Origin of the sequence: Hominibacterium faecale (genome assembly GCF_020734085.1) — a bacterium.
Lineage (GTDB): Bacteria > Bacillota > Clostridia > Peptostreptococcales > Anaerovoracaceae > Hominibacterium > Hominibacterium faecale.
Map to the genome: position 1 here is coordinate 21528 of NZ_JAJAGH010000004.1, position 25722 is coordinate 47249.

General features: G+C 45.7%; 19 protein-coding genes, 2 CRISPR repeat arrays and 1 riboswitch (1 of these 22 cut by a window edge). Of the genes, 13 read left to right on the top strand and 6 right to left on the bottom strand.

The window, feature by feature from the left end; translation table 11 throughout:
* A CRISPR array of direct repeats spans window positions 1-659; the repeat unit is 32 nt; unit sequence GTCGCACCCTTTGTGGGTGCGTGGATTGAAAT; it begins 1024 nt to the left of the window's first position.
* Between the two features lie 273 nt (window positions 660-932).
* The 7 genes from cas3 to cas2 are packed head-to-tail and all read left to right on the top strand — an operon-like array spanning window position 933 to window position 8852.
* Complete coding sequence (gene cas3 / locus LG211_RS05010) at window positions 933-3377, top strand: CRISPR-associated helicase Cas3' (protein ID WP_269477088.1); 2445 nt, start codon at window positions 933-935, stop codon at window positions 3375-3377.
* A gap of 21 nt (window positions 3378-3398) precedes the next feature.
* On the top strand, window positions 3399-4136 hold the full coding sequence (gene cas5c, locus LG211_RS05015; protein ID WP_227755247.1) for a type I-C CRISPR-associated protein Cas5c: 738 nt from the start codon (window positions 3399-3401) through the stop codon (window positions 4134-4136).
* Window positions 4123-5982 carry a type I-C CRISPR-associated protein Cas8c/Csd1 gene (gene cas8c, locus LG211_RS05020; protein WP_269477089.1) on the top strand — a complete coding sequence of 620 codons (1860 nt, stop codon included), beginning with the start codon at window positions 4123-4125 and terminating at the stop codon, window positions 5980-5982. The genes cas5c and cas8c overlap by 14 nt, the downstream gene beginning before the upstream one ends.
* A 14-nt stretch (window positions 5983-5996) precedes the next feature.
* The gene (gene cas7c, locus LG211_RS05025) at window positions 5997-6845 is read left to right on the top strand and encodes a type I-C CRISPR-associated protein Cas7/Csd2 (RefSeq protein WP_269477090.1); all 849 of its coding nucleotides are present in this window, start codon (window positions 5997-5999) and stop codon (window positions 6843-6845) included.
* Between the two features lies 1 nt (window position 6846).
* A complete protein-coding gene (gene cas4 / locus LG211_RS05030) occupies window positions 6847-7521 on the top strand; it encodes a CRISPR-associated protein Cas4 (RefSeq protein WP_269477091.1) in 675 nt (224 codons plus the stop codon).
* Entirely contained in the window at window positions 7518-8549 is a 1032-nt protein-coding gene (gene cas1c / locus LG211_RS05035) for a type I-C CRISPR-associated endonuclease Cas1c (RefSeq protein WP_253019625.1), read from the top strand. Before cas4 ends, cas1c begins: the two co-directional genes overlap by 4 nt.
* Window positions 8550-8561: 12 nt before the next feature.
* Window positions 8562-8852, top strand: coding sequence for a CRISPR-associated endonuclease Cas2 (cas2, locus tag LG211_RS05040; RefSeq protein ID WP_227755242.1), 291 nt, complete (start codon window positions 8562-8564; stop codon window positions 8850-8852).
* A gap of 1001 nt (window positions 8853-9853) precedes the next feature.
* Here cas2 and gpmI read toward each other — a convergent pair.
* Window positions 9854-11392 (bottom strand): 2,3-bisphosphoglycerate-independent phosphoglycerate mutase, encoded by a 1539-nt coding sequence (gpmI, locus tag LG211_RS05045; RefSeq protein WP_269477092.1) that lies wholly within the window; start codon window positions 11390-11392, stop codon window positions 9854-9856.
* A gap of 560 nt (window positions 11393-11952) precedes the next feature.
* Window positions 11953-13188: direct repeats of the CRISPR family, unit length 33 nt; unit sequence GTCGCATCCCATACGGGGTGCGTGGATTGAAAT.
* 407 nt (window positions 13189-13595) lie between these two features.
* Between gpmI and addA the strand changes: the two genes are divergently transcribed.
* The 3 genes from addA (at window position 13596) to LG211_RS05060 (ending at window position 18785) form a co-directional block, all read left to right on the top strand.
* Window positions 13596-17081, top strand: coding sequence for a helicase-exonuclease AddAB subunit AddA (gene addA, locus LG211_RS05050; RefSeq protein WP_269477093.1), 3486 nt, complete (start codon window positions 13596-13598; stop codon window positions 17079-17081).
* A gap of 71 nt (window positions 17082-17152) precedes the next feature.
* Entirely contained in the window at window positions 17153-17686 is a 534-nt protein-coding gene (locus tag LG211_RS05055) for a hypothetical protein (RefSeq protein WP_148394943.1), read from the top strand.
* A gap of 205 nt (window positions 17687-17891) precedes the next feature.
* Window positions 17892-18785 (top strand): acetamidase/formamidase family protein, encoded by an 894-nt coding sequence (locus tag LG211_RS05060; protein ID WP_148394945.1) that lies wholly within the window; start codon window positions 17892-17894, stop codon window positions 18783-18785.
* Between the two features lies 1 nt (window position 18786).
* Here the strand turns inward: LG211_RS05060 and LG211_RS05065 are convergent, their stop codons facing one another.
* Both LG211_RS05065 and LG211_RS05070 read right to left on the bottom strand, forming a co-directional pair.
* A complete protein-coding gene (locus LG211_RS05065) occupies window positions 18787-19362 on the bottom strand; it encodes a GDSL-type esterase/lipase family protein (protein WP_148394947.1) in 576 nt (191 codons plus the stop codon).
* Window positions 19363-19371: 9 nt separating this feature from the next.
* Window positions 19372-20298, bottom strand: coding sequence for an AEC family transporter (locus LG211_RS05070; RefSeq protein WP_269477094.1), 927 nt, complete (start codon window positions 20296-20298; stop codon window positions 19372-19374).
* A gap of 125 nt (window positions 20299-20423) precedes the next feature.
* A riboswitch (TPP riboswitch) is annotated at window positions 20424-20527 on the top strand.
* 69 nt (window positions 20528-20596) lie between these two features.
* Between LG211_RS05070 and thiT the strand changes: the two genes are divergently transcribed.
* Complete coding sequence (gene thiT, locus LG211_RS05075) at window positions 20597-21232, top strand: energy-coupled thiamine transporter ThiT (RefSeq protein ID WP_148394951.1); 636 nt, start codon at window positions 20597-20599, stop codon at window positions 21230-21232.
* A gap of 187 nt (window positions 21233-21419) precedes the next feature.
* Here the strand turns inward: thiT and LG211_RS05080 are convergent, their stop codons facing one another.
* The 3 genes from LG211_RS05080 to LG211_RS05090 all read right to left on the bottom strand — a co-directional run bounded on the left by LG211_RS05080 (window position 21420) and on the right by LG211_RS05090 (window position 23619).
* On the bottom strand, window positions 21420-22157 hold the full coding sequence (locus LG211_RS05080; RefSeq protein WP_269477095.1) for an amidohydrolase family protein: 738 nt from the start codon (window positions 22155-22157) through the stop codon (window positions 21420-21422).
* Entirely contained in the window at window positions 22151-22696 is a 546-nt protein-coding gene (locus LG211_RS05085) for an ECF transporter S component (protein WP_148394953.1), read from the bottom strand. Before LG211_RS05085 ends, LG211_RS05080 begins: the two co-directional genes overlap by 7 nt.
* Before the next feature lie 299 nt (window positions 22697-22995).
* Window positions 22996-23619 (bottom strand): thiamine diphosphokinase, encoded by a 624-nt coding sequence (locus LG211_RS05090; RefSeq protein ID WP_148394955.1) that lies wholly within the window; start codon window positions 23617-23619, stop codon window positions 22996-22998.
* Between the two features lie 226 nt (window positions 23620-23845).
* On the opposite strand from LG211_RS05090, the gene LG211_RS05095 reads away from it, so the two are divergent.
* Complete coding sequence (locus tag LG211_RS05095) at window positions 23846-24118, top strand: NifU family protein (protein WP_227755236.1); 273 nt, start codon at window positions 23846-23848, stop codon at window positions 24116-24118.
* A 125-nt stretch (window positions 24119-24243) separates the two neighbouring features.
* Window positions 24244-25716 (top strand): 4-hydroxyphenylacetate 3-hydroxylase family protein, encoded by a 1473-nt coding sequence (locus LG211_RS05100; RefSeq protein ID WP_227755235.1) that lies wholly within the window; start codon window positions 24244-24246, stop codon window positions 25714-25716.
* Window positions 25717-25722: the final 6 nt, after the last annotated feature.

Genomic DNA, 25722 nt, shown 5'->3' on the forward strand with positions numbered 1-25722 from the left:
TTGCGAATACTTTAACGGATGCGCTTGCTGGGTCGCACCCTTTGTGGGTGCGTGGATTGAAATTAAACATACAGATACTCAGACTTTTGAAATCGAGTCGCACCCTTTGTGGGTGCGTGGATTGAAATAAAAGACAATAGGAAAAAACATAATTTACAGATTGTCGCACCCTTTGTGGGTGCGTGGATTGAAATAAAGCTTTGGAAGTTGAAAGCACTAGCTTGTTGGTCGCACCCTTTGTGGGTGCGTGGATTGAAATCTTTCGCTTGGTTTGTTTTGCCGATTGACGAAACAGGTCGCACCCTTTGTGGGTGCGTGGATTGAAATATATACTAGCCGCTGAATAAATTGGCGGTGGCTATGTCGCACCCTTTGTGGGTGCGTGGATTGAAATCGGATCAAGTGGACCGGATACGACCGGAAATATTGTCGCACCCTTTGTGGGTGCGTGGATTGAAATGATGTTGAACAAAATATCATATCGGACAGCGCCGGTCGCACCCTTTGTGGGTGCGTGGATTGAAATCAGTGCCCCATCACATCGGCCAACAGGGCAATATTGTCGCACCCTTTGTGGGTGCGTGGATTGAAATGTAATGGCTTCGATTAAAGCAGCTTCCATTTTACGTCGCACCCTTTGTGGGTGCGTAGATTGAAATGGCAAAATCTCACAGCCGAGTGCACTGCAGGTATGTAATTAGCTCCTGGCATCCCCATATACTCCAAGTTGCCGGTACCCTGTATTGTAGATGCTTTTGAATTGTTCAAATAAGGCAATATTCAGCATGCTATGAGCATGGCACCAGACAAGATCGTTATCTCGTAACCCAATCCCTCCAATAATCGTCATAATAGACGAAAAATTTCACTTTTTATCCACGATTGAATTCCATTTATGGTATGATACAAGTAAGAAAATTATGGAAGCGAGCATGGGTATGAAAAACAGCAAACTATTCGCGCATATTACAAAGATCAATGAACAGCGAAACGAACAGACCATAAAAGAGCACTCTGTAAAAGTCGCTGAATACGCCGGGGAAGCGCTAAAGGGAATCGGACTCTTTTTTATCAGTTATCTTGGCGGGCTGCTTCATGACATGGGTAAGGCCAGAGAGAGGTTTACCAAATACCTTGAGGAGCAATATGCAGGTGGACAGCCGGCACGGGGAAGCGTTAACCACACCTTTGCGGCAGTTCGCTACATTATGGAACGCTACCATTCACCGGACGCGCCGAAAATTGAGCGGATAACCTGCGAAATCCTTGCTGCTGCCATGGGGTCTCATCACGGACTGTTTGACATACAAGATCCGACCGATCAGGAAAAGACCAATGGATTTCTGCATCGAATGGAGTGCGATGCAGAAGAAATCGGCTATCAGGAAGTAAAAGAAAATTTCTTTCGAGAAGTCGCTGACGAAGAACAAATTGACACCTTATTCCAACAGGCCTGCGAAGAAGTTGAACATTTTCTGGAAGCCATCGGCAAACAGAATAAAACCCCCAACAATCGGAGTGAGCGGATGATGTACAGCTATCTTGAGAGGTTGATTTTATCCGCAATTATTGAAGGGGATCGAAGAGATACGGCGGAGTTTATGAGCGGAAACCTGCTTGAACAACTTCAGCCGGACCGCAGATTTTGGATAGAACAATGCGCGCACATGGAAGAGAAAATAAAAGATTTTAAAAAGGACTCGCCGATCAATGAAGCGCGCTCCTATATTTCACAAGAATGCAAAAAGGCCGCTTTCAAGAGAGGCGGTATCTACCGATTAACGGTTCCTACCGGCGGGGGAAAAACACTGGCCTCGCTGAGATACGCACTGAATCATGCTGCGGAATATGAAAAAGACCGCATCATTTTTATCATACCTTTGCTGAGCGTACTGGATCAAAACAGCAAAGATATAAGAGACTATGTGAAGGATCATAATTTGGTCTTAGAACACCATTCCAATATCGTAAACACGAACATGGAGCAAGACGAGCTGGGCAATAACGAACTATTGATGGAAACCTGGGCAGCTCCTTTTGTGGTATCGACCATGGTGCAGCTTTTGAATATCCTCTTCTCCCATAAAACTTCCGCTGTTCGCAGGATGAAATCGCTATGCAACAGCGTAATCATCATCGACGAAGTACAATCCCTTCCGTTAAAATTTACCGAACTATTCACCACTGCAATTAACTTTCTGGCGGATTTCTGCGGCAGCACCGTAATCCTATGTTCCGCAACACAACCGGCATTTGAGCGAGTGAGCCTGTCGCTTCACCTGGCGGATAACCCGGATATCGTCCAAATCGACAAAGAAAGAATGGAGGTCTTTAAGAGAGTCAGGTTAATTGATAAAACAGAAGGTCCGGGCATGACACTGGACGAACTCACTGATTTCACAAGGGAAAAGATCGAAGACAGAGATTCCATTCTGGTTATTTGCAATACGAAAACCACAGCCAGGAGGCTGTATCAGAAAGTAAAAATAGCATGTCCAAGGGACTATGAGATTTATCACTTATCAACCGCCATGTGCAAACAGCACAGGCAGGACATTCTTGATAAGATTGGCAGGACGCCCGGGCTTCACGAAGATCGAAAAGTGATCTGCATATCCACACAGCTTGTAGAAGCTGGTATCGACTTTTCCTTTGAAAGCGTTATCCGAATTTGGGCAGGCATTGACAACATCGTACAAGCAGCGGGAAGATGCAATCGAAATAATGATTGGCAGCATATCTGCGATGCCTTTCTTGTAAAACTGAAGGAAGAATCCCTGGGGCCGCTGAAGGAGATTGAAACCGCGCAAAAATGCTGCAGCAAGGTACTTTATGACTTTAAGAAAAAGCCGCAGCTGTATGGAGACGACATCCTGTCGCAGGAATTAATCCAGTTTTATTACAAACGCTTGTTTGGCGATACTCGCGTTAAAATGCAATTCAAATACCCAGTTACCATCGACGACACCGAACAATTTATCCGCACCATGCTCATGGACTGTGAAACCATGGAGGCTGAGTGCCCGCCGTTTTATTTTAGACAAGCATTTAAAACAGCAGGCAAATACTGCAAAGTCTTTGACGATGATAAGACGGATGTTGTGGTAAAATACGATGAGAAGGTTGATACATACATTGCGAATTTGTGCTCCGAAAAGGCAAAATGGAACTATGCTTATCAAAAAGAACAGCTGGATGCCATGAAACCCTATACCGTGAGCCTGTTTCCATATGAATTGAACAAGTTGAGAGAAAATGGACGTTTAGCAGACGACCTCATAGAGGGGGTGATCATTTTGGACAAAACCGCTTATAACGATGACACCGGTGTTTGTCCTGACGAATACGTACAGTCCGATGATTTTTTGTCCATGTAATGCAAAGGAAGGAGAAAGTCTATGAAGCACGATAATTTTGTGGAATTTCAAGTCTCCGGAGATTATGCGCTTTTTTCCGACCCCATGACAAGAGTGGGCGGAGAAAAATTCACCTATCAGGTTCCGACCTACGAAGCGCTGAAGGGAATTCTACAAAGCATCTACTGGAAACCTACGCTCGTCTGGGTAATTGATTCGGTGCGGATCATGAATCCAATACAGACCGAGGCCAAAGGAATTCGGCCCATCAAATACACCAGCAATAAAAATGACCTTTCCTATTATACATATCTGAAAAACTGCTGTTATCAGGTCAAGGCCCATTTTATCTGGAATGAAAACCGGCCGGAGCTTTCCCAGGACCGAAATGAAAACAAGCATCATAATATCGCCAAGCGCATGATTAAAAAAGGCGGAAGGCGGGATATTTTTCTCGGCACCAGGGAGTGTCAGGGCTATGTGGAGCCTTGTGTTTTTGGAGAAGGAAAAGGCGCATATGATGAGATACCGGAATTGGATTTTGGTATGATGTATCATGGAATCACTTATGCGGATGAAGCTTATTGCGAGGAAACAAAAGGGAAAATGACCGTTCGTCTATGGCACTGCATTATGCGTTCGGGCGTGATCGACTTTGCTCCGCCGCAAAGCTGTATTCACCGACCTGTGCGGGAAATGTCCATGAAGGCTTTCGGCGAAGAACACTGCAATTTTCAAAGTGTGGATAAGACGGGGAGGGATATCGATGAGTCTCTTTAAAATGCTGTATGACACCTACGAATCCAATCAAGCGATGGTCGCCAATTTTTATACGCAATATCCACTTTGCCCTATATCTCACATGACTGCCAGCATCCAGATCGAAGTGACTATCGATGATGAGGGAACTTTCAAAGATGCCAGTATTATTTCGGATAAAAAAGATGCTGAGACGATCATTCCGGTAACTGATGATTCTGCCGGCCGCGCTAACGGCATTGCCCCTCATCCATTGTGCGACAACCTTACCTATTTGGCAGGGGACTATCAATGGTATGCGGCCACTAAGAAAGAAGCGGATACCGGAAAAAATCGATTTGAAGCCTATATGAAAGAACTGGAACAATGGAACGGGTCGGAGTTTTGCTATGAGAAGGTGAGCGCAATCTGCAAATACCTTTCCCAAAAGAGATTGATCAAAGATTTATCGGAATATGGCATTGTCAATCTGGATGAAACGGGAAAACTGACTAAAGACAAGATTGCGGGTAGAACTTATGATAAATGTATGGTTCGTTTTCTTGTTTTCGGCACAGAAGAACCGGAAGAATGCTGGCTGGACAAGACGTTGTTCCAAGCATGGCAGGACTACTATATTCACGAGAAAAAAGGACGGGAAGATATTTGTTATTTGACCGCAAAACCAGCGGCCGTCTCGGATAACCATCCCAAGGGGATTCTCGCCTCCAGTTACGGAGCAAAACTATTTTCTGCCAACGATAATACGGACTTCACTTATCGAGGCCGCTTCCGGGATGGTGAACAGGCATATGCCTTCGGATACGAAGCATCTCAAAAAGCGCACAATGCGTTGAAGTGGCTTGCTAAGCAGCAGGGCTATTCGATAGGAAACAGCGATAAAAGGACGTATATCTGCTGGAATTTGAAAAATATCAAGATGCCGAGAGCAGGGGAGGACTTGGAATATGAGGAAGATGTTCGGCCCAATACCATGCCGGAATATCGCAAGAAATTACAGAAGTTTTTAAATGGTTATGCGGATAACTTTAATGCAACAGACGAGATCGCTCTGCTTACCCTGCAGGCAGCGACGACTGGCCGCCTTTCAATCACCTATTATAATCAGCTGAATGCAATGGATTATTTTGCACGGATTCGCAGCTGGTACGAAAGCTGCTGCTGGCAGTTTACCACCTTCGACAGTCAGAAAAAGCCCCATCAGGAGGTGAAAACACCGGCTATCGGCAAAATCGTAGCTTATGCCTTCGGCAGCGAACAAGGGGGAATGGTAAAAGTGGATGACAAGCTGATGATTATGCAGTACCAGAGATTATTTCATTGTATCGTGGATCAGCAGCGTATTCCAAGTGACTTTACTCATGCTATTTTTCAAAAGGCATCCCATCCGCAGGGGTATACTTACGGCAACCGGGAACGGATTTTATCGACCGCATGTGCATTAATTGCAAAATACTACAAAGACAAAGGAGTGGAAATCGAAATGAATTTGGAACAAAATCTGGAAAAGCTGACGGGGCAGGACCGAAGAAGTTTTCTTTACGGAATGCTCCTGGCTGTTTATGAACTAGCTGAGCGAAGTACATATGATGATAAGGAAAGACGGGAACCGAATGCCATTCGTTTCCAGACGGCCTTTGCACAGCACCCGGGTGCAACCCGTAAAATCATCGAAGAGGCGCTGAACCCTTATTTCAATCGCATGACACCGGGAACAAGGAATTATTTCAGAAAAGAAATCGGAACGATTTCCGAAATCCTGGGAGCAGAATCCCGTATAGAACAAAATAAGGCTTTGAACGAACTGTATCTGACCGGCTATTGGCTGGAAAGGGCGGAATTGTATAAGAGTAAAAAAGATGCATAGAGGAGGAATATAGAATGAGTACTTTAAATCATAAAATCGATTTTGCTGTATTAGCAGCAGTCCGCAATGCCAATCCCAACGGTGATCCGCTGAATGGAAACCGGCCGAGAACAACCTATGAAGGATATGGGGAAATTTCCGATGTTTGTATAAAACGGAAACTGCGTAACCGGCTTCAGGATGAAGGCGAGTCAATTTTTGTTCAGTCTGATGATCGTGCGGACGACGGTTTTTCTAATCTAAATGACCGGGCGAAAAACACACTTCCTGAAAAGCTCAGTAAGGAAGATTTTGCAAAACAGGCTTGCGAGGCCTGGTTCGATGTTCGTGCTTTTGGACAGGTTTTTGCATTTAAAGGCGCAGCACCAAAGGAGGGTGTCTCCGTTGGTGTCAGAGGTCCGGTATCCATTCACCAGGCCAGGAGCATCACACCGGTAGATGTGTCCAGCATGCAGATCACAAAGAGCGTAAACAGTGAGGATGATAAGAAAAAAGGATCCGATACAATGGGTATGAAACATATGGTCAATTTTGGGCTGTATGAAATAAAAGGGTCCATCAACGTTCAGCTGGCTGAAAAAACCGGTTTTTCGGCTGAGGATGCTGAGAAATTAAAAGAATGCCTCAGAACTTTGTTCGTCAACGATGCTTCTTCGGCCAGACCGGACGGGAGCATGGAAGTGATCAGAGTATATTGGTGGAAGCATAATAATAAGATCGGACAGTATTCTTCCGCAAAGGTTCATCGCAGCCTGGAAATCAAGGAAAAGGATCCATCTCAAGTTCCAACCTCCATCGACGACTATGATATCAGAATTATTCCATTGGAGGGCCTGGAACCTGAATATATTGAGGGGATTTAGTATGCCGCGCTATGAAGAAGAGGAATATTTGCTGCTTTCCGGTATCCAGCACTTTGAGTTTTGCAGGAGGCAGTGGGCGTTAATTCATATTGAGCAGCAGTGGGCGGAAAATTACAGGACCACAGCCGGCGAACTGATGCATAAAAAGGCTCATGAAGAAATGTCGGTTGAAAAGCGGGGAAAGCTGCTTATTATGCGGGGGCTTCGCATCGCCTCCGCCAGCCTTGGAATTTCTGGGCAGTGCGATGTGGTGGAGTTTCACCAAAGGAAGCAAGGCATAAACCTGGAAGGTTACGATGGACTTTGGCAGGTAGTGCCGGTGGAATACAAGCGGGGCACGAAAAAAGATGGGTTGGAGGATGAAGTTCAGCTTTGTGCACAGGCGATATCCCTGGAGGAAATGTTTCTGACCGAAATATCAAAGGGATATTTGTTCTATGGAGAGAACAAACGGCGGGAGGAAGTGGCTTTTACCAGTGAACTGCGCAGCCATGTGGAAGAGATCTGTGAGGAAATGCACAGGCTTTATAAAAGAGGATATACACCTAAGGTAAAAACCACGAAAAAGTGCAGATCTTGCTCGCTGAAAGACCTCTGTCTGCCCAAGCTGAATAAAAATCTGGATGTGACCAAGTACATAAATGATCAGATCGGTGAGGCGGGTGAAGGTGAATGAAAAAACTCTTGAATACGTTGTATGTCCTTTCTGAGGATGTGTATCTGGCACTGGACGGAGAGAATGTTGTTGTTCTGCGTGAAGAAGAAACGGCAGGACGCTTTCCCCTCCACACTCTGGAAAATATCGTCAGCTTTAGCTATAAGGGAGCATCACCTGCCCTGATGGGAGCATGCGCATCCAGAGAAGTGGGAATGAGTTTTTATTCTCCCCGCGGTAAATTTTTGGCCCGTACTGCAGGGACGTCCTTTGGCAATGTTTTATTGCGGAAAGAACAATATCGGATTTCCGATCATGAAGAAAAAAGCCTTTCATATGCCAAAAACATGATCATCGGGAAGGTGTTCAACTGCCGCTGGAGTTTGGAACGTACCATTCGGGACAACGGCATGCGTATTGATACTGACCGGGTGAAAGCAGTTTCTCAATCCTTGAACGAAGGTCTGCCTCATATCAAAAACTGCGAAAATTTGGATTCTCTGCGAGGCCTTGAGGGAGAGCTGGCTTCCAAATATTTTTCTGTCTTTGATAATTTGATCATCAATCAGAAAGAGGACTTTAAGTTCCATGGGCGCAGCCGCAGACCGCCTATGGACAATATCAATGCGCTCCTGTCCTTTGCCTATACCATTTTGGGCAATGAGTGCGCCGGAGCATTGGAAGGCGCGGGGCTAGATGCATATGTGGGTTTTCTTCACTGCGATCGGCCCGGAAGAACCTCGCTGGCTCTAGACATGCTGGAAGAATTGCGGGGAATTATGGCAGATCGCTTTGTGCTCACCTTGGTAAATAAAAAGATAATAAAAGGGGAGCATTTCGACTGTCAAGGCGATGGAGCGGTTTTGCTCAACGAAGATGGCCGAAAGCAGTTCTTTTCTGCGTGGCAGTCTCATAAAAAGGAGACGCTGACTCATCCCTTTTTAAAGGAAAAAATTCCCTGGGGTCTGGTGCCTTATGTTCAGGCGCTGCTCTTGGCGAGGACAATCCGTGGGGATCTGGAAGCGTATCCGCCGTTTTTATGGAAATAAAGGAGTGATTTTATGTTGATATTGATTACTTATGATGTATCCACTCAGAATAGCGGCGGGAAGCGGCGACTACGGAAAGTGGCCAAAGAATGTGTGAATTATGGGCAGCGGGTGCAGAACTCTGTGTTTGAATGCATCCTCGATCCGTCCCAGGTGCTGCTTTTGAAGGACAAGTTGTTATCTATTATTGATACGGAAGTAGACAGCCTTCGGTTTTATTATCTTGGAAATAACTATGCGAATAAGGTTGAACATTTTGGGGCCAAGGTGGGTTATGAGGCAGAAGGCGTTTTAATGGTCTGAAAGCAGCCTGATGCGCTTGGTGCGAAGGCCAAGCGAACATGAAATCCCCGGGTCTTTCGCACTAAAATTCGATTGAGTTTTTACAGAAAATGGTTAGTTATTCAGGGAATTGAATTGAAAGTTTCGTATTTAAAGCAAGATTGTACAGAATCTATTTGAAATTTTGTGTTGTTTTGCAGTCGCATCCCATACGGGGTGCGTGGATTGAAATTGCAAAGAATGGATCGATTGTGCGGTGTTGGAGAGGTCGCATCCCATACGGGGTGCGTGGATTGAAATGTATCTTGTTCAGCGTAAAAAATAAGAGCCCTCAGTCGCATCCCATACGGGGTGCGTGGATTGAAATGTACAAACCGCTACATCTAAGTAATTGCAATAGGCGTCGCATCCCATACGGGGGTAGTGGATTGAAATGCAAGCGGGATCTCATAGCAGTTTGCGAGATATTTGTGCCGTACCATACTACAGGGTGTATAAATACTAGATTTGAAATACGAACGCAAAATATGATAGCATAAACCATATAGAGGCTGTATTGTATATGTGACCAAAAAGGATTTATATACTGATCATATAGTTCTTGCTATTTTTTAACGACATTGTCGAAGGGAGAGCTATAATTTGCAGCGACGTGATTTGCATATTGGGTCAGCAGAAAAAAACAAGTCTTTAGAATCTGTCAATATCGAAATTTCAGATAGGAAAGAATTAGTTTGATAGTTTACTGTCCCAAATCACATCGATTGGAAGTAAGCAACTTAAAAATTGTCAAAGATTGGTTTGAATTCTTCCAAATTTGATACTTTGCCGACTTTCTTCAAGCTTGTATAGAAAAAGTATCAATATAAAGATAATTACTCTTAAATCCTGATAGTTTTGGATGAAGCTGAATTGGACCACTTCGCATGTCTAAGTAAGTTTTATTTGTTTCTTATTTTAAGCAGTTACTAATTTTTTGCAAAGAGACCTCAAATTCCAGACTTGAGGTCTCCTGTATCATTTCATAGTTTATTCTTTTTTATCAGACTTTCACCAGTCATCTCGTTCGGTATAGCAATGCCCATCAGGTCCAACAGCGTTGGAGCCAAATCTGCCAATTTTCCGCCGTCTCTCAGTTGAACAGGGTTATCGGAAATGTGCAACAGCGGTACTTGATTTAACGAATGAGCTGTAACAACGTTTCCGTTTTCGTCCAACATATTATCCGCATTTCCGTGATCTGCAGTCAACAAAATTTGTCCGTCTTTTTTTAAAACAGCGTCCACAATCTGGGGCACGCATTTATCCAATGTTTCAATAGCAGCAACGGTAGCTTCCATGATGCCGGTGTGGCCGACCATATCGGCATTGGCGAAGTTGAGAATAATTACATCATACTTGTCAGAAGCGATTTCTTCCAAAACTTTTTCCGTGACTAAGTAGGCGCTCATTTCTGGCTGAAGGTCGTATGTGGCTACTTTTGGGGAAGGAATCAGGATACGCTTCTCATTTTTATTGGGCGCTTCCACACCACCATTAAAGAAAAAGGTGACATGTGCATATTTTTCTGTTTCTGCAATGCGCAGCTGAGTCAGTCCTAAATCAGACAAATATTCGCCCAACGTGGCCTTGAGAGACTGCGGGGGGTAAGCAATATGGACATTGGGCATTTCCGCATCATATTGAGTCATACAAACATAATAAAGATTCTCAAGTTTTTTCTTGCGTTGAAAACCATCAAATTCGTTTGCAACGAAAGCGCGAGTTATTTCCCGTGCCCGATCCGGCCGGAAATTGAACATAATCATTGCATCATTATCATTCACGACCTGTCCATGGTCTATGAATGTAGGCTGAACAAACTCGTCGTTTTCATCCCTTTCATAGGCAACCTTTAGCGCTTCATCCGCCGAAGCAGCACGAAGGTTGTTTCCAAGTGTCATGGTATCATAAGCTGCGTTTACACGGTCCCATCGTTTGTCCCTGTCCATGGCATAGTATCTGCCAGCGATGGACGCAATTTTCCCAAGACCGACTTTGTTCATATGCGCTTCCAACTGCTGGATATATGCAGCAGCGCAGCAGGGAGGCACGTCTCGGCCATCTAAGAAGCAATGGACGTATAATTCCTTAACTCCTTTTTCAACGGCCATGTCGATCAAGGCTAATAAATGATTAATATGGCTGTGAACTCCTCCATCAGACACTAATCCCAAGAGATGGAGCGCGGAGTGGTTCTTAAGAACGTGCTCCATTGCTTCGTTCATGACTGTGTTATTAGAAAACACACCATCTTCGATTTCTTTCGTAATGCGAGTCAGTTCTTGGTATACGATCCGACCAGCACCTATGTTTAAGTGACCAACTTCCGAGTTTCCCATTTGCCCTTCCGGCAAACCGACTGCTAGGCCGCACGCCTGCAATGTGGTTTTCGGGAATTTAGCAAAAATTTTGTCCAATTCTGGTGTGTATGCTTGCGCAATGGCGTTTCCATAAGTATCTTTGTTATAGCCAAAACCATCCAAGATCATCAGCATGGTCGGCCGTTTGAAGCTATTCATGTATGTTACCTCCATATTAAGAGAAATTTATAAACCAATATCTTATTTATTATATCAAATTCCAGAATAGATTCCTACTTGTTTTTAAACGCTTTCACTGACCAGTTTTGCCTTGTGGGATCGTCATCATCCGAATTTTGCTTATCCCAGAGGTACAGGCCAATTAATGCAGCTTTAAAAATCTCTTCGAATTATTTGCCGAATCAATAGATAGATATGGTACAATAAGATGTATTGAATACTCTTTGCTTAAAGAGATATTCCAATTACGGCAGAGAAATTGGTAAATATCGTGGTTGAAGCGGATAGACGTGCCGTTTTCTCTAGTGTGCGTGGTGCGCTCTGCGGAGGAACTTGCTGATGAGGAGCAGTTGAATGAATAAGGAACGCTTTAGCTGGTGGTGCGAAAGGCAAGTGAACATGGATTCCCAGGGGCTTTCGCACCAGTTAAAAGGTGAAATTGGGGTATAAATGATAGTAATTTTGGAGATGTTATGGAATTTGGGTAGGTTAAAAACAAACTAGTTATGAATATATGAGGTATGCTTTATAGTTTTGCAGTCGCATCCCATACGGGGTGCGTGGATTGAAATCAGGACAATACAAAACTTGCAATGCTGACATTTTGTCGCATCCCATACGGGGTGCGTGGATTGAAATGCCATTGCTGTCTGGATACCTTTGCTCATCCGTGTCGCATCCCATACGGGGTGCGTGGATTGAAATATCAGACGCTCCATGTCCTCCGCCGACAGCTTTAGTCGCATCCCATACGGGGTGCGTGGATTGAAATAAGACTGGGTAAACGATCTGAAGGATTATGGAAGTCGCATCCCATACGGGGTGCGTGGATTGAAATTTTTACTGTAATGTTTTTCATTACGCTCCCTCCGTCGCATCCCATACGGGGTGCGTGGATTGAAATTTTTTTACTGCCATACTACCAGCTCCTTTACACACGTCGCATCCCATACGGGGTGCGTGGATTGAAATATTTATTGCAATACTCTAATTTGATTTATTCTGGGTCGCATCCCATACGGGGTGCGTGGATTGAAATCGTCATCGAAACGCCGTTGTTGTCAGCCAGCCGCGTCGCATCCCATACGGGGTGCGTGGATTGAAATCGCACGATGGCGACGCCCACTTTCATCTGATCGGTCGCATCCCATACGGGGTGCGTGGATTGAAATGCATCCATTTGAAAATTACATAAATAGTAAAACAGTCGCATCCCATACGGGGTGCGTGGATTGAAATGCATTGGTCGCTGCTGTCTCAGCTGCGCTTGCTTTGTCGCATCCCATACGGGGTGCGTGGATTGAAATAACAGCCACCGGATCACACTACTATTCTTGATCGGTCGCATCCCATACGGGGTGCGTGGATTGAAATGGTGTGTGTGCCGTTTTCACCCGGCCACTGGAGGTCGCATCCCATACGGGGTGCGTGGATTGAAATCATCGCAGCCTAATCAACAAGAGAAACAGATTTTGGTCGCATCCCATACGGGGTGCGTGGATTGAAATAATAGTAACAAAATGAGAACAACCATACTTATCGTCGCATCCCATACGGGGTGCGTGGATTGAAATACTTGATATTTTCATTCTCTGACCATACCATCTGGTCGCATCCCATACGGGGTGCGTGGATTGAAATTAATGTAAATTGAACTCTATCCCCTACTATACCAGTCGCATCCCATACGGGGTGCGTGGATTGAAATCAGGGACGAACCGGCCAATCAGATGCTAGGACAGGTCGCATCCCATACGGGGTGCGTGGATTGAAATGACAAAATGATAATTTTTTGAAACTCCAGTTGTTATTGAATCGTTTCGTTACCAATAACTATCAGAATAAGCGCTTCCTGGCAGCAATCACGATATTGGGCCAGCTGACATACAAGTGATCCTGCTTTTCCACGAAGTATATCTTGAACGCCGGATTGAAAAAAGGGTTAGTAGAAACCAAATAAAACTTGCTGAGATGCGGCCCGTAAGGTATCCTATTCTTAACCTCTCAGTAATGACGGAATCAGCGGTAAAATAAGATGCTGTCAATTCCATCTAAAAGCCAGCCGCAACCAAACAACTGACCAACACCAAAACAGAAACTTGAACAATGAGAAGGCGAAGCCCCAACCGGATGTTGGGTGCTGGATCTTTACATTCATATATTAGGAGGAATAAATAGTAGGATGAAATGGACAAAACAGCAGCAAGAAGCCATTAACCTGCGCGACCATAATATACTAGTCTCCGCTGCCGCCGGCTCAGGAAAAACGGCGGTGCTTGTAGAGCGGATCAAACAGCTGATTTTAAAAGACAGGATCGGCCTCAACCAGTTTCTGATCGTGACCTTTACCAATGCGGCTGCTTCAGAAATGAAAGAAAAACTCATTGCCGCCATCACAAAAGCCATTGAGGAGGACCCGCAAAGTTCAGCTTTCTTGAGAAAACAGCTGGATTTGGCGGCCAATGCCAATATCAGCACCTTCCATTCGTTTGCCCTGGAAGTAATTCGCAGATATTTTTATCTGATCGACATTGAGCCCAACTTTAAAATCGGCGATGAAGGCACTGTGGAAATCATGAAATGGGACACGATCGATCAACTTTTTTCGGATTATTTTGAAGCAGAAGACCCGGAATTTCTGGAGTTTCTCCGAGCCTACGCTTCTGACCGCAGCGAACACGCCCTCAAAGAAAATTTATTGAACCTTTACACCACCATCCGCAGCATACCCCATCCGCTTCAATGGCTGGATACGCATATAAAAGACCTGGATTTCTCAAAAGAACGGTTCGGCGAAAGCCCCCTGGCCCAGTTCATAATGCAAGACCTGAAAACAAGCGTTTCCCAAATTCTTGACGGCTTCAGACAGGCTGGCCAACTGGCGGAAACGGCGGGAACGGAAGGCATCTATCATAAGAATCAAGAGGACTTGGAGGCCCTTGAGCCTTTGGAAAGAATGGCGAAAACCGGAGATTTGGAAGGGATAGGGAGGCTCCTTGCTACCTTTAAAGCCAATACCATGCGTGCGGGAAAAGCCGAAAAAGAAGATTACGAGCAAATAAAAGAAGAGATGAAAGCCAGCCGGGATTTCAGCAAAAAAATGATCAGCGGGTTGAAAGAGCGATATTTCGCCCAGACCATGGATACCTATGTGGAGGATTTGCAGAGTGTCTATCCAGCCGCGCGCTATTTGCAGAACTTGCTTTTGGAATTTGACCGTCGTTTTCGCGAGGCAAAACTGGAAAAGAACTTGATTGATTTCAGCGATATTGAACATTATGCTCTCGAAATTCTGGAACACGAGGAAGCTGCCAAAGAGTACAGAGAAAAGTTTGCCTGCATTTTTATCGATGAATATCAGGACAGCAATGTATTGCAGGATACCTTGATCGACCGCATCCGAAGAGAAAATAACCTCTTTATGGTGGGGGATATCAAACAGAGCATTTATAAGTTCCGGCTGGCGGAACCGGAGATTTTCCAGGCAAAATACCAGCAATACGCCTCCGGCAAAAACAAATTTGACACCAAAATTGACCTGAACCAAAATTTTAGAAGCAAGGGCCGAGTGATCGCTGCTGTAAACGGCGTATTTGAAAAAATCATGAAAGGCTACGATCAGGATGCCGCTTTGTATCAGGGTGTTCCTTATGAAGGTGAGCTGGATTACAAGACGCAGCTTCATATTGTAGACAGCAGAATTACCGAGGACATGGACCTGGATGAAGATGTGGCTGAGATGAAAAATGCCCAGCTGGAAGCCCATGCAGCCGCCGGTATTATCCGGGAACTGCTTGGAAAACCCATCTTTGATGTGAAAAAAAATTGCCAGAGAGCCGTTACAAAACGGGATATTGTAATTTTGATGCGAGGAACGAAGAACTATGCTGATGTCTTTCAGGAAATTTTTACGGAACTGGATATTCCTTCTTATGTGGACGACAGCGGCGGATATTTTGATACCATCGAGATCCAAGTGTTTCTCAACCTCTTAAAAGTGATCGATAACAAACGCCAGGATCTTCCCCTTCTAAGCGTGTTACGTTCAGCGATCTTTCATTTTTCTATCGATGAACTGATCCACGTTCGGCTTGCATATAAAGATGTCTCGTATTTTGAAGCATTCCAGAAGTTTGCTGATGGGACAGAGGAGCGAGAGCTTTCGGAAAAATGTGCCGATGTACTAGAAAAACTACGGATATACCGAGAAATGGCGCAGGTACTGCCGCTGGAAGAGTTCATATGGAAATTGATGTGGGAAACAGAGTACTACACCTATTGCGGCGCTTTGCCGGCCGGACAGCAAAGGCAGGCTAATCTGAGAGCGCTGGCGGATAAGGCCAAAGATTTCCAGGAAACCGGACGGGGCGGCATCTATGGGTTTCTTACCTATATACAGGCGCTGGAAAACCGGAAAGTGCCCACCGGACAGGTAAAGCTCATCAATGAAAACGACGATATTGTCAGAATTATGACCATTCACAAAAGCAAGGGCCTAGAATTTCCAGTTGTCATTGCAGCTGGCCTGGGAAAACGTTTTAATTTCAATAAAACCGGGAAAGGATTCATTGCCCATAAAGACCTGGGGTTGGGCCTGACCCGGGTGGAATATAAGGAGCACTGGTATCGAAAGACCCTTATGCAGACTGCCATTGAACGGAAGATGCGCCAAGAAGATTTGGAAGAGGAGCTTCGAATCCTTTATGTGGCATTTACAAGAGCTATGGACCAGCTAATCCTTTTAGGCACCAGCAAAACCATCGAAGATGGACAGCCTAAACCGTCTCCAGCCAAGAACTGCTTTCTCGATTATTTAATTCCGCTGATCCAGGAAGGAGAGTTGGATCTACACCTGCACGATAGGACTCAGCTCACCGGAGAAAGCCGGCAGCGGGGACAGAACCGTGAAAAGGTCAGGAACTATTTTTTAGAGAGCGCGGACCAATCGCTTTTGCAGGAGCCGCTGTACCAGGAAATCGATCGAAGGTTCTCCTTTCAGTATAAGAATTTGGCCGCTTTATCCAAAAAATCCAAATACTCGGTTACAGAGCTGAGCCGAATGGGAAGCGAGCATGCAGAAGAAGAAATCGCTCTCAGGTCTCCGGCATTTTTACAGGGAACGCAAGACTTTACCGCAGCTCAGCGGGGGACGATTATGCATAAAGTCATGGAGTGTATTAACTTTGCCCAGGCGCTGTCGCAGACAAGGGCAGGGAAGGGCGAGGAATATGTGCGCACCCAAGTTAAGCGGATGGAAGAACAGGAACTTCTGCTGCCGGATGAGGCGCAGGCCGTGGAATGCGATAAAATAGCGGCATTTTTCCAAAGCGACATTGGTGTGCGCGCGGCCAAAGCCGATCAGCTGTACAAGGAAACGGAATTCAATCTGCTGAAAGAGGTGGACGGCACAGAAGTAATGGTTCAGGGTGTGATTGACTGCTATTTTGAGGAAGAAGATTATTTAGTTTTAATTGACTATAAAAATAGTTATGTAAATAAAAAAGATCGAGAACAGGCGCTGCGGAAACTGAAACAAACATATGAGGGCCAAGTCCAAATCTATCAGGAAGCTTTGGAAATTATCCGTCAAAAGCCGGTCGCGGAAGCATGTTTATACCTTTTTAGTGAAAATGACTGGATCAGCTATCACACAAATAACAACGGATGAACGCAATTCCCTCAACCGGTCGACACCTTATCCTGTCATAATGAGGAAAACGATAAGAAAGAGGTAATGAAATGGGAGATAAAGCCGAGATCGGAGTGAAAGTAAAGAAGAAAAGTTCGTTGTGCAGAAAAGGTGTGATCGGGCTGTATGTGTGTGCCGGATTATCGCTGATATGCGTCATTTATATGCTGTATTATTCGATTACCTATGTATCGAGTTATTACGCCAGCTATGGAATGTCCATATCGGAAGGAATTAAAGATGTAATTCAATATGTGGCTTCCAGTACAGGAAACTATCTGGGATTTGCCATATTGTTTTTTGCAGCTGCCGTTATTTTAAAAAAGGTGGATGCTCTTTCACCAAAACCGGAAGTGGCTCAACAGCAGATTGAGCTGGAGAATACCTTTAAAGAGCAGCTGACAGGAGCTGTACCAAAGGAAGAAGCACTGGAAACCGAAGAGGAACCGCAGCAAGACGCGGAGCTTGAAACCCCGGAAGGAGAAATGGAGGCTGAAGCGCTGGAGGAAGCAGCGGGCGAACCGGAAACACAAGAGGAAGGCGATTCGGTAGAACTTCAAGAGGGAGAGAAAAAAGAAAGCTAGGAGATAAATAAAAAAGTCAGGACATCCTCGTGCCTCTTAGCAGGCTGCGGGGATTCTTTTATCTTTTGCCAATATCTTTTCTCAGCGAGAGATTTGCCTTTGACACCCGCTGTAAAATCCCTTACACTATTACATAGGACAATTTATATATGTTTTCGCATTTAAAGAAAAAATAGGATCTTTTGTATATCGAAGGAGGAAAACGATGCTTCATTTGAAAAGCGACAAAACCATCTATCAGTTTTCTGATCAGAACGAACCAGTTATGACGGTTTCTCCAGGCGCGACCATCCTGATCGAAACGATGGACTGTTTCGCCAACCAATTGAGAAGCCCGGAAGACAAGATGGAAACGCTGGATTGGGACCGGACTAATCCGGCAACTGGACCGATCTATGTTCAAGGCGCCCAGCCAGGAGATACCCTTAAGGTCACCATCGATAAGATCGAGCTCAATGAGAAAGGCACATCCGTGTGCGGTGAAGGCATGGGTATTTTGGGCCATCTGCTCAAAGACAGCCATACCCGTGTAATCCCAGTCTCCGACGGCCAGGCACATTTTGCTCCAGGGATCGATATTCCTCTCAACCCTATGATCGGCGTAATTGGAGTGGCCCCGGAATCAGGAAAATCGATCAATGCGGGAACGCCTGGACATCATGGAGGAAATATGGACAATAAAATGGTGACAGAAGGAGCGACCATTTACTTCCCTGTGGCGGTCGACGGCGCGCTCTTTGCCATGGGAGACCTCCATGCGGCTATGGGCGATGGGGAGATCGGCGTTTCCGGACTGGAAATACCGGCGGAAGTCACTGTTACGCTGGAATTAATCAAAGAAAAAGCACAGACAGAGCCTGTGCTGGAAGATCGGGATTATTGGTCAGTGATCGTTTCTAGAGAATCCTTGGATCAGGCGGCTTCGGACGCGACGGAAACCATGTTTCTGTTCCTGAAAGAGCGAGTGGATATGAGCGATCCGGACCTGACCATATTAATGAGTCTGGCCGGACAGCTTCAATTCTGCCAGGTGGTAGATCCGCTGAAAACGGTTCGCTTTGTGATACCCAAGGGCTACTTGGGGCAGATCGAATTTTAAGCTAAAAACTGTAGAGCGCCTTGAGCACAATATCAGCGATTTGTTCATGACCTTCAGAGGTAAGATGAATGCCATCGATATAAAAGTCCTTTCCTGGATTGCGGGAGAGGACTTTTTCAAATTCTCCGTAAAAATCCACATGAAACAGATCGAAGGCGTTTGCAAAGGAAAGCAGCCAATTTCGTAAAGCTAAATAACGGTCTTTTACCAGGTCGAAGTCCGTTAGCTCCGGCCAGCCGGCTCTTGCTGCATCCGGATCAAAAGGGGGAGCCGTGCAGACAACCGGGATCATATTATTGTGGAACGCCTGATGAACCATGGCAAAGTAATTGGCCTGGGGTACTGTTTCCGAAACGCCGGAGATCAGATCGTTGAAACCTCCTGTGATGAACAGGTAGTTGGGCTTTTCATGTACGGCATCGGAACAGAAGCGGGCCAGCATTCCGCCGGTGGTATCACCACTGATGCCCTTATTGATAAAGGTGCTGCAGGGTGTGTTCAAAAGATATACCCAGTTTTCGTCCCGGTTGACGCCGAATCCCTGGGTAAAACTGTCGCCTAAACAAACGGTACGCATAAAAACCTCCTAAAGTAAAATACTTGCATAAACGGGTATGGTGATCAGGCTGACCAGAGTGGACAAGCTGACCAGGTTGGATGCATATTCGCCTTCCACATCATAAAATTGTGCCAGAATGGCCGTCTGAGCGTGGCAGGGAAGGGAAGCGCACAATATAAATACATGAAGCGGCAGACCGCTGATGCCAGCCAAGGTGAAAGCGCCCCAGGCCAGCAGAGGACTGATGATAAACTTACCGGCCAGAATCAGCAGCTGATCGATGGTGATCTTAGCCATGCCCTTTGACAAAGAGAGCGCCAGATTGGCCCCGATTACCAGCAGGGAAAGTGGTACGCACAGATCCCCCAGATAGGAGAGGGCCGTTTCAAAAATAACCGGCAGCTTCAGCTCAAATCCGGCCAGCAGGCAGCCGATCATCACGCCAATCAGGCCGGGGATGAAAATACGCCGAACGGAAAACGCCTTGAGGCTGGTCTGGTCCGAAGCCTGTGAAAGGGTCCAGGCCCCCAGGCTCCAGAAAAGCACAATCGTAACCAAATAAAAGGTGAATAAATAAGGCAGTCCGTCATGTCCAAAGATGATATTGATAATAGGCAGCCCGATAAACATGGAATTGTTGAAGGTAAAGGTAGTGTCAAAGACGGCTTTCTTCTTTTGGGGCAGGTTCATCAGACTCGAAAGCACTCTGCCCAGAAGATGCAAGAACAGCAAGCATGCTGTGATGATCAGCAGGTTGATCACGGATGAAGCCAGCATCTGAGGCGTAAACCGGTTTTCAATGCTGACTACGGCCAGGGCCGGCGCTGCAATTTGAACAACGACCGTCGAAAACACTTGATTGGTATTATCCGGCCACTTCTTTGTCTTTGTAAAATAAAAGCCTACTCCCAGCAAAAGAAATACTACCAGGACGCTTATGATTCCATTTATCAAAACGGTTACCTCTCTTTTTTGGTAAATCCATTATAGCCTTAGTTGGCGCACCAAATCAAGAGCGGGGAGCAAACATTGTATCATTGACAACGAAGGAAAGTCAGGCGTATAATAATAAAAACTTAACAAAATGCTAGGGGAGCTTTGGCTGAGAGGAGCCGCATGGGCGGCCATACCCTCAAGACCTGATCCGGATAATGCCGGCGCAGGCAAGCAATTTATTTCCGATTCCGGAAGAAATTTATTTCCGATTTGGAACAATTCTCAGTTCCCCTCCTGATGAAAAGGAGGATTTTTTATGTCATTACAAACATTTTTTGAGTCTGTTTCAGGCCAAGCAGCGGCGATCGCAATTATCGTTTTATTGTTTGCAGGGATTTTGATTTCCGGCAAAGGGAAAAAACCGGATACCAAAGCGATGGTGGCCTCTGCGCTTTTAGTGGCATTGGCCGTGGTCCTAAAACAGGTAAAGCTGTTTCCCATGCCTCAGGGCGGCGATGTGTCGGCCTTCGGCATGCTGCCGATCGCTCTGTGCGCCTACTTTTTCGGCGTTCGAAGGGGTGTGATGGCTGGGATGTGTGTGGGGCTAGTGGATTTGATTTTCAGCCCCTATGTCATTCACCCTGTGCAGCTATTACTGGATTATCCACTGGCTTTTGGCGCCATCGGCCTTGCCGGTATTCTGCGAAACAAAAAGGGCGGCCTGATCGGAGGATATCTGCTGGGTGTGCTGGGACGTTACATATGCTCCGCGCTTTCAGGCATTATCTTTTTCGGCGCGTATGTGCCGGAGGGGTTCAATGCGGTAACCTGGTCCTGCTGGTATAATTTCGCCTATCTGGGAGCGGAAGCGGCTATCACCGTAGCCTTACTGGCCATACCGCCGTTGAGACGAAGCCTGCAGGGCTTGAAAAAACAGTTCTTGTTAAGCTAATGAAATTTTGGAAGTAAAAAAAGTGTGCATGACGGGAGCATAGCTCCCTATGCACACATGTCGGCCGCAGGGGCCGACGCTTCGCAATGTACTTTCTTTGAAACTCCGTCAATATCGATTGCATCGATATTTCCTGCGTTATAAAAAGGCGGGGCTATCGCGCGGCCCCGCATCTCAGAAAGTGTTTTTATAGTTTTAATAATTTTTTAGCATTGTTGTAAAAGACATCTTCCAGCTGCTTGTCGGAAAGTCCGCTGACAATCGTTCGCTGCATTTCCACGGTAGGATGGTGGAAGGGCGCGTCCAGTCCCCACATAATGCGACTGCTTCCGACTTTTTCATAGCCTTCTTTGATCTTGGTATGCATGGGCATCCCGGAGGTTTCCAGATACAGGTTGGAATACTTTTTCGCCATATCGATGGCCGACTGGACATACATGCCGTTGCCGTGTCCCATATGGATCATGACTATGGGCAGATCGGGATAAAAATCCGCTAGCTGTGCTACGCTCCAGGGCAGGGAATAAGGCGGGTGTCCGGTGTGGATCATAAGGGGAATCTCCAGCTCCATAGCCAGCTCAGCGATGGGAAATACGCATTCGTCGTTGGGCAGATAGCTGTGCATCAGAGGGTGCAGTTTGATCGCTTTAAAGCCATGGTTTGCAACAGCATCCCTGATTTGTCCCAGAGGATCTGTATCGTTTGGATTTACCCAGGCAGCGCCGACAAAGCGGTCGGGATACTTGTCCACCGCGTCCAGGCTTTCTTTGATGGGATATGTACAAATAACGGTTTTTTCCACGTTATATTCATCCATTTGCGCAATCAGCTCTTCCGGTGTGATTCCAACATCCGACCAGCCACCGAAATATCCGATATGGCTGTGGGCATCGATTTTCTTAAAGCTTTTCATACGTTCTAACATGTTTCTGCTCCTTTTCCGTCCGTGGTGTAAATAAAATGCCTTTTGAGGCTGGTTTTCTGCAGCGCTTCTGTGATTACGAAAGCGATGATAATGCCGGAAACCGCCTGGAATGTCAGCCCGGGAACAGCGGCAATGGCAGCAGCTTTCCCAAAGAGCGCGTACCAGAAAATGACGTAACCGATTCCCTGGGTCAATCCGCCGGTCACGGCTGCCACGATCCACAAGCTTCTTCCTTTCAGCCCAAAGACATGGTGCTTGATCATCGCGCCCATCACCAGAGCCATTAAGACTTTACAAATCAGCGTTGGGAGAGCCCAAATCGTGTATCCGCTGACAATATCAGCAATGGCCGCACCCAGCCCGCCGGCCGCGGCGCCCCGCTTGCCGCCCAGCATGAGGACGGAAAGGAAGATCATGGAATCTCCGATATGGGCATAACCGAAGGGCCCCGGAAACTTAATAATGAATACGCCGAAGAAGACAATCGCGATGAACAGCGCTGTCTCGCACAAATTTTTTACTCGTTCTGTTTGTCTCATTTTTTTCCTCCAAGTTCTTTTCTGTTAACAGCATACTACTGGTCTGTATTTATGAAAAGAGACAAAAATGAGAATTTTTATAAGAACAGATTTGAAAAATAAAAGGGAGGATGGCAGGCCTGAAATCTTCAAATGTCCGCATTTTTGTTTCGTTTGACAAAATTCGACCTCTGAAAGCTTAAAAAAATGCACTAATTTCGACAAAAGCCGCGAAACTAGTGCAATCCCAGACAACCGTACAGGCCCTCCGTACAATTCCTTAAATACAGTTTTCAGCTATTCATACAATACAGATGCTGCTAATCTTCAGAAAGTACAATTAATAGAGTTCCAGTTTGTACGGATATACGGACCGTGTCTTCCTGATATTCATTGCTGACCCCCAGGGGGAAGGTTCGGGAGAGCGTATAATCCGTCAAAGGATATTTGGCTCCGGAAATCGTGACGCCTTCACACACATCAGACAAGGCGAACAAAGACACATGCTGCCCCTGTTTTTTCGACAATTCAAGACCCCCGTTTTTCAAGACTGTACAGTAATTCTTCTTGTCTTTTATAGCAATGCGTTCCACCTGATCGACAGCACCGGCCATGAGCTGAATGTTGGCGATTGCGTGGTCGAAACGGCCGCCGATGCCGCCGATGATTAGGATGTCCCGGTATCCCAGATCGAGAGCGGCTTGGAGACAAAGACCTGTATCCGTGTCATCCTTTTCTGAGGGGAAAGTGACAATTTCCACTCCAGGTTGAATGCGTTCCGTAAGAGAGTCGAAATCACCCATCAAAAAATTCGGGACAAGACCGGCTTTACTCGCGTGGTTGTAGCCTCCGTCAGCACAGATTACGAATCCCGGCTGCTCATTGCTGAGTAGTTGGCGGAGTTCACCTTCTATATAAGAAGTAATAATGATACATTTTTTCATAATTGAGATACCCTGATTCTTATTTTAAATAATCTGAAAATAACGAACAAATTCATTATAGCACAAAACGAAAAAGCTTTTCCAAAAAATAATTGTAAAAACGCAACAAAAATCCTAAAATAAGACAAACTTTTAGCTATTATCCACTTGAAAAAAGAACGAGATAGGGATATAATCAATAAAGCGATATGCGAATTGAAATGACAAAATTCGAGGTGATAAAAAAGTGGAAGAACAAATTCAAAAAGTTCTAAAAGAAAAAGTTGATCCGGTGCTGGCAGCCCATTATGGCGGGGCAAAGCTCACCGGATTTGAGAATAATATCGCAAAAGTGAGACTGACGGGGGCATGCGCTTCCTGTCCATCCGCTCAATACACGATTGAAGATGTGGTAAAAAGTATTGTGATGGAAAATTGCGAGGGAGTCGAAGATGTGATTCTTGACACATCTGTCAGTGAAGACTTGATCGACATGGCGAAAAAACTTTTGCGGAAATAATTGGCATGTTAACAAATGCATTTCGGTTGGTATAAGAATTGCATAAGTTATAAACGGTTAATGCTGGGGGACATGCTGGAATTGTCCTGCATGGAACCTAAGAATAAAAAAGGAGTGATTTTATTATGCTTATGACAGGAGAACAGTACATTGAAAGCTTAAGAAAGCTGAAGACCAGAGTTTACATGTTTGGTGAAGAGATCGAAAATTGGGTGGATCATCCAATCATCCGGCCTTCCATCAACTGTGTAGCAGTGACTTATGATCTGGCTCAGGATCCGCAGTATGCTGACCTGATGACTGCTAAGTCCAGCCTCACTGGCGAAACGATCAACAGATTCGCACATCTTCACCAGAGCGCAGATGACCTGAGAAAAAAGGTTAAGATGCAGAGACTGCTCGGACAGAAGACTGCTTCCTGTTTCCAGAGATGCGTAGGTATGGACGCTTTCAATGCTGTATTCTCAACAACATTTGAAACAGATAAAAAATATGGTACAAACTACCACGAAAACTTCAAAAACTTCCTGATCGAGGTTCAGAAGAACGACTGGATCGTAGACGGAGCCATGACTGACCCGAAGGGCGACAGAGGACTTCCGCCTCACAAGCAGAAGGACGCTGACCTGTTCGTACATATCGTTGAAAGAAGAGATGACGGTATCGTAGTAAGCGGAGCTAAGACTCACCAGACTGGTTCCATCAACTCTCACTGGCATATCATCATGCCTACACAGGCTATGAAAGAAGAGGACAAAGACTTCGCAGTATCCTTCGCATGTCCGTCCGATGCTGAAGGCATGTACATGATCTACGGAAGACAGTCCTGCGACACCAGAAAATTAGAAGAAGGCGCTGATGTAGACCTGGGTAACGCAAAATACGGCGGACAGGAAGCATTAGTAGTATTCGACAACGTATTCATTCCGAATAAGTACATCTTCCAGGCTGGCGAATATGACTTCGCGGGTATGATGGTAGAACGGTTCGCCGGATACCACAGACAGTCTTACGGCGGATGTAAAGTCGGCGTAGGCGATGTTGTAATCGGCGCTGCTGCTCTGGCTGCTGAATACAATGGAGCTCAGAAAGCTTCTCACGTTAAAGATAAGCTGATTGAAATGACTCACCTGAACGAAACTCTGTACTGCTGCGGTATCGCTTGCTCCGCAGAAGGTTATGCAACAGAAGCTGGCAACTATCAGATCGACCTGCTGCTGGCAAACGTATGTAAGCAGAACGTAACCAGATTCCCTTACGAGATCGTAAGACTGGCTGAAGATATTGCCGGCGGCCTGATGGTAACAATGCCATCCGAAGCTGACTTCAAGTCCGACCTGAAGGTAGGAAGAAACGGCGAAACAATCGGCGAAATCTGCAACAAGTTCTTTGCTGCATCACCTGCATGCACAACTGAAGAAAGAATGAGAGTATTAAGATTCTTAGAAAACATTTGCTTAGGAGCTGCTGCTGTTGGATACAGAACAGAATCCATGCACGGCGCAGGATCCCCGCAGGCTCAGAGAATCATGATTTCCCGTCAGGGCAACATTGAAGGTAAGAAAGAATTAGCAAAAGCTATTGCCGGAATTAAATAACCTGCG

Bases quoted from the DNA above. Each gene is read 5' to 3' on its own strand.
- cas3 (WP_269477088.1), top strand. From the start codon at position 933: ATGGGTATGAAAAACAGCAAACTATTCGCGCATATTACAAAGATCAAT.
- cas5c (WP_227755247.1), top strand. From the start codon at position 3,399: ATGAAGCACGATAATTTTGTGGAATTTCAAGTCTCCGGAGATTATGCG.
- cas8c (WP_269477089.1), top strand. From the start codon at position 4,123: ATGAGTCTCTTTAAAATGCTGTATGACACCTACGAATCCAATCAAGCG.
- cas7c (WP_269477090.1), top strand. From the start codon at position 5,997: ATGAGTACTTTAAATCATAAAATCGATTTTGCTGTATTAGCAGCAGTC.
- cas4 (WP_269477091.1), top strand. From the start codon at position 6,847: ATGCCGCGCTATGAAGAAGAGGAATATTTGCTGCTTTCCGGTATCCAG.
- cas1c (WP_253019625.1), top strand. From the start codon at position 7,518: ATGAAAAAACTCTTGAATACGTTGTATGTCCTTTCTGAGGATGTGTAT.
- cas2 (WP_227755242.1), top strand. From the start codon at position 8,562: ATGTTGATATTGATTACTTATGATGTATCCACTCAGAATAGCGGCGGG.
- gpmI (WP_269477092.1), bottom strand. From the start codon at position 11,392: ATGAATAGCTTCAAACGGCCGACCATGCTGATGATCTTGGATGGTTTT.
- addA (WP_269477093.1), top strand. From the start codon at position 13,596: ATGAAATGGACAAAACAGCAGCAAGAAGCCATTAACCTGCGCGACCAT.
- LG211_RS05055 (WP_148394943.1), top strand. From the start codon at position 17,153: ATGGGAGATAAAGCCGAGATCGGAGTGAAAGTAAAGAAGAAAAGTTCG.
- LG211_RS05060 (WP_148394945.1), top strand. From the start codon at position 17,892: ATGCTTCATTTGAAAAGCGACAAAACCATCTATCAGTTTTCTGATCAG.
- LG211_RS05065 (WP_148394947.1), bottom strand. From the start codon at position 19,362: ATGCGTACCGTTTGTTTAGGCGACAGTTTTACCCAGGGATTCGGCGTC.
- thiT (WP_148394951.1), top strand. From the start codon at position 20,597: ATGTCATTACAAACATTTTTTGAGTCTGTTTCAGGCCAAGCAGCGGCG.
- LG211_RS05080 (WP_269477095.1), bottom strand. From the start codon at position 22,157: ATGTTAGAACGTATGAAAAGCTTTAAGAAAATCGATGCCCACAGCCAT.
- LG211_RS05085 (WP_148394953.1), bottom strand. From the start codon at position 22,696: ATGAGACAAACAGAACGAGTAAAAAATTTGTGCGAGACAGCGCTGTTC.
- LG211_RS05090 (WP_148394955.1), bottom strand. From the start codon at position 23,619: ATGAAAAAATGTATCATTATTACTTCTTATATAGAAGGTGAACTCCGC.
- LG211_RS05100 (WP_227755235.1), top strand. From the start codon at position 24,244: ATGCTTATGACAGGAGAACAGTACATTGAAAGCTTAAGAAAGCTGAAG.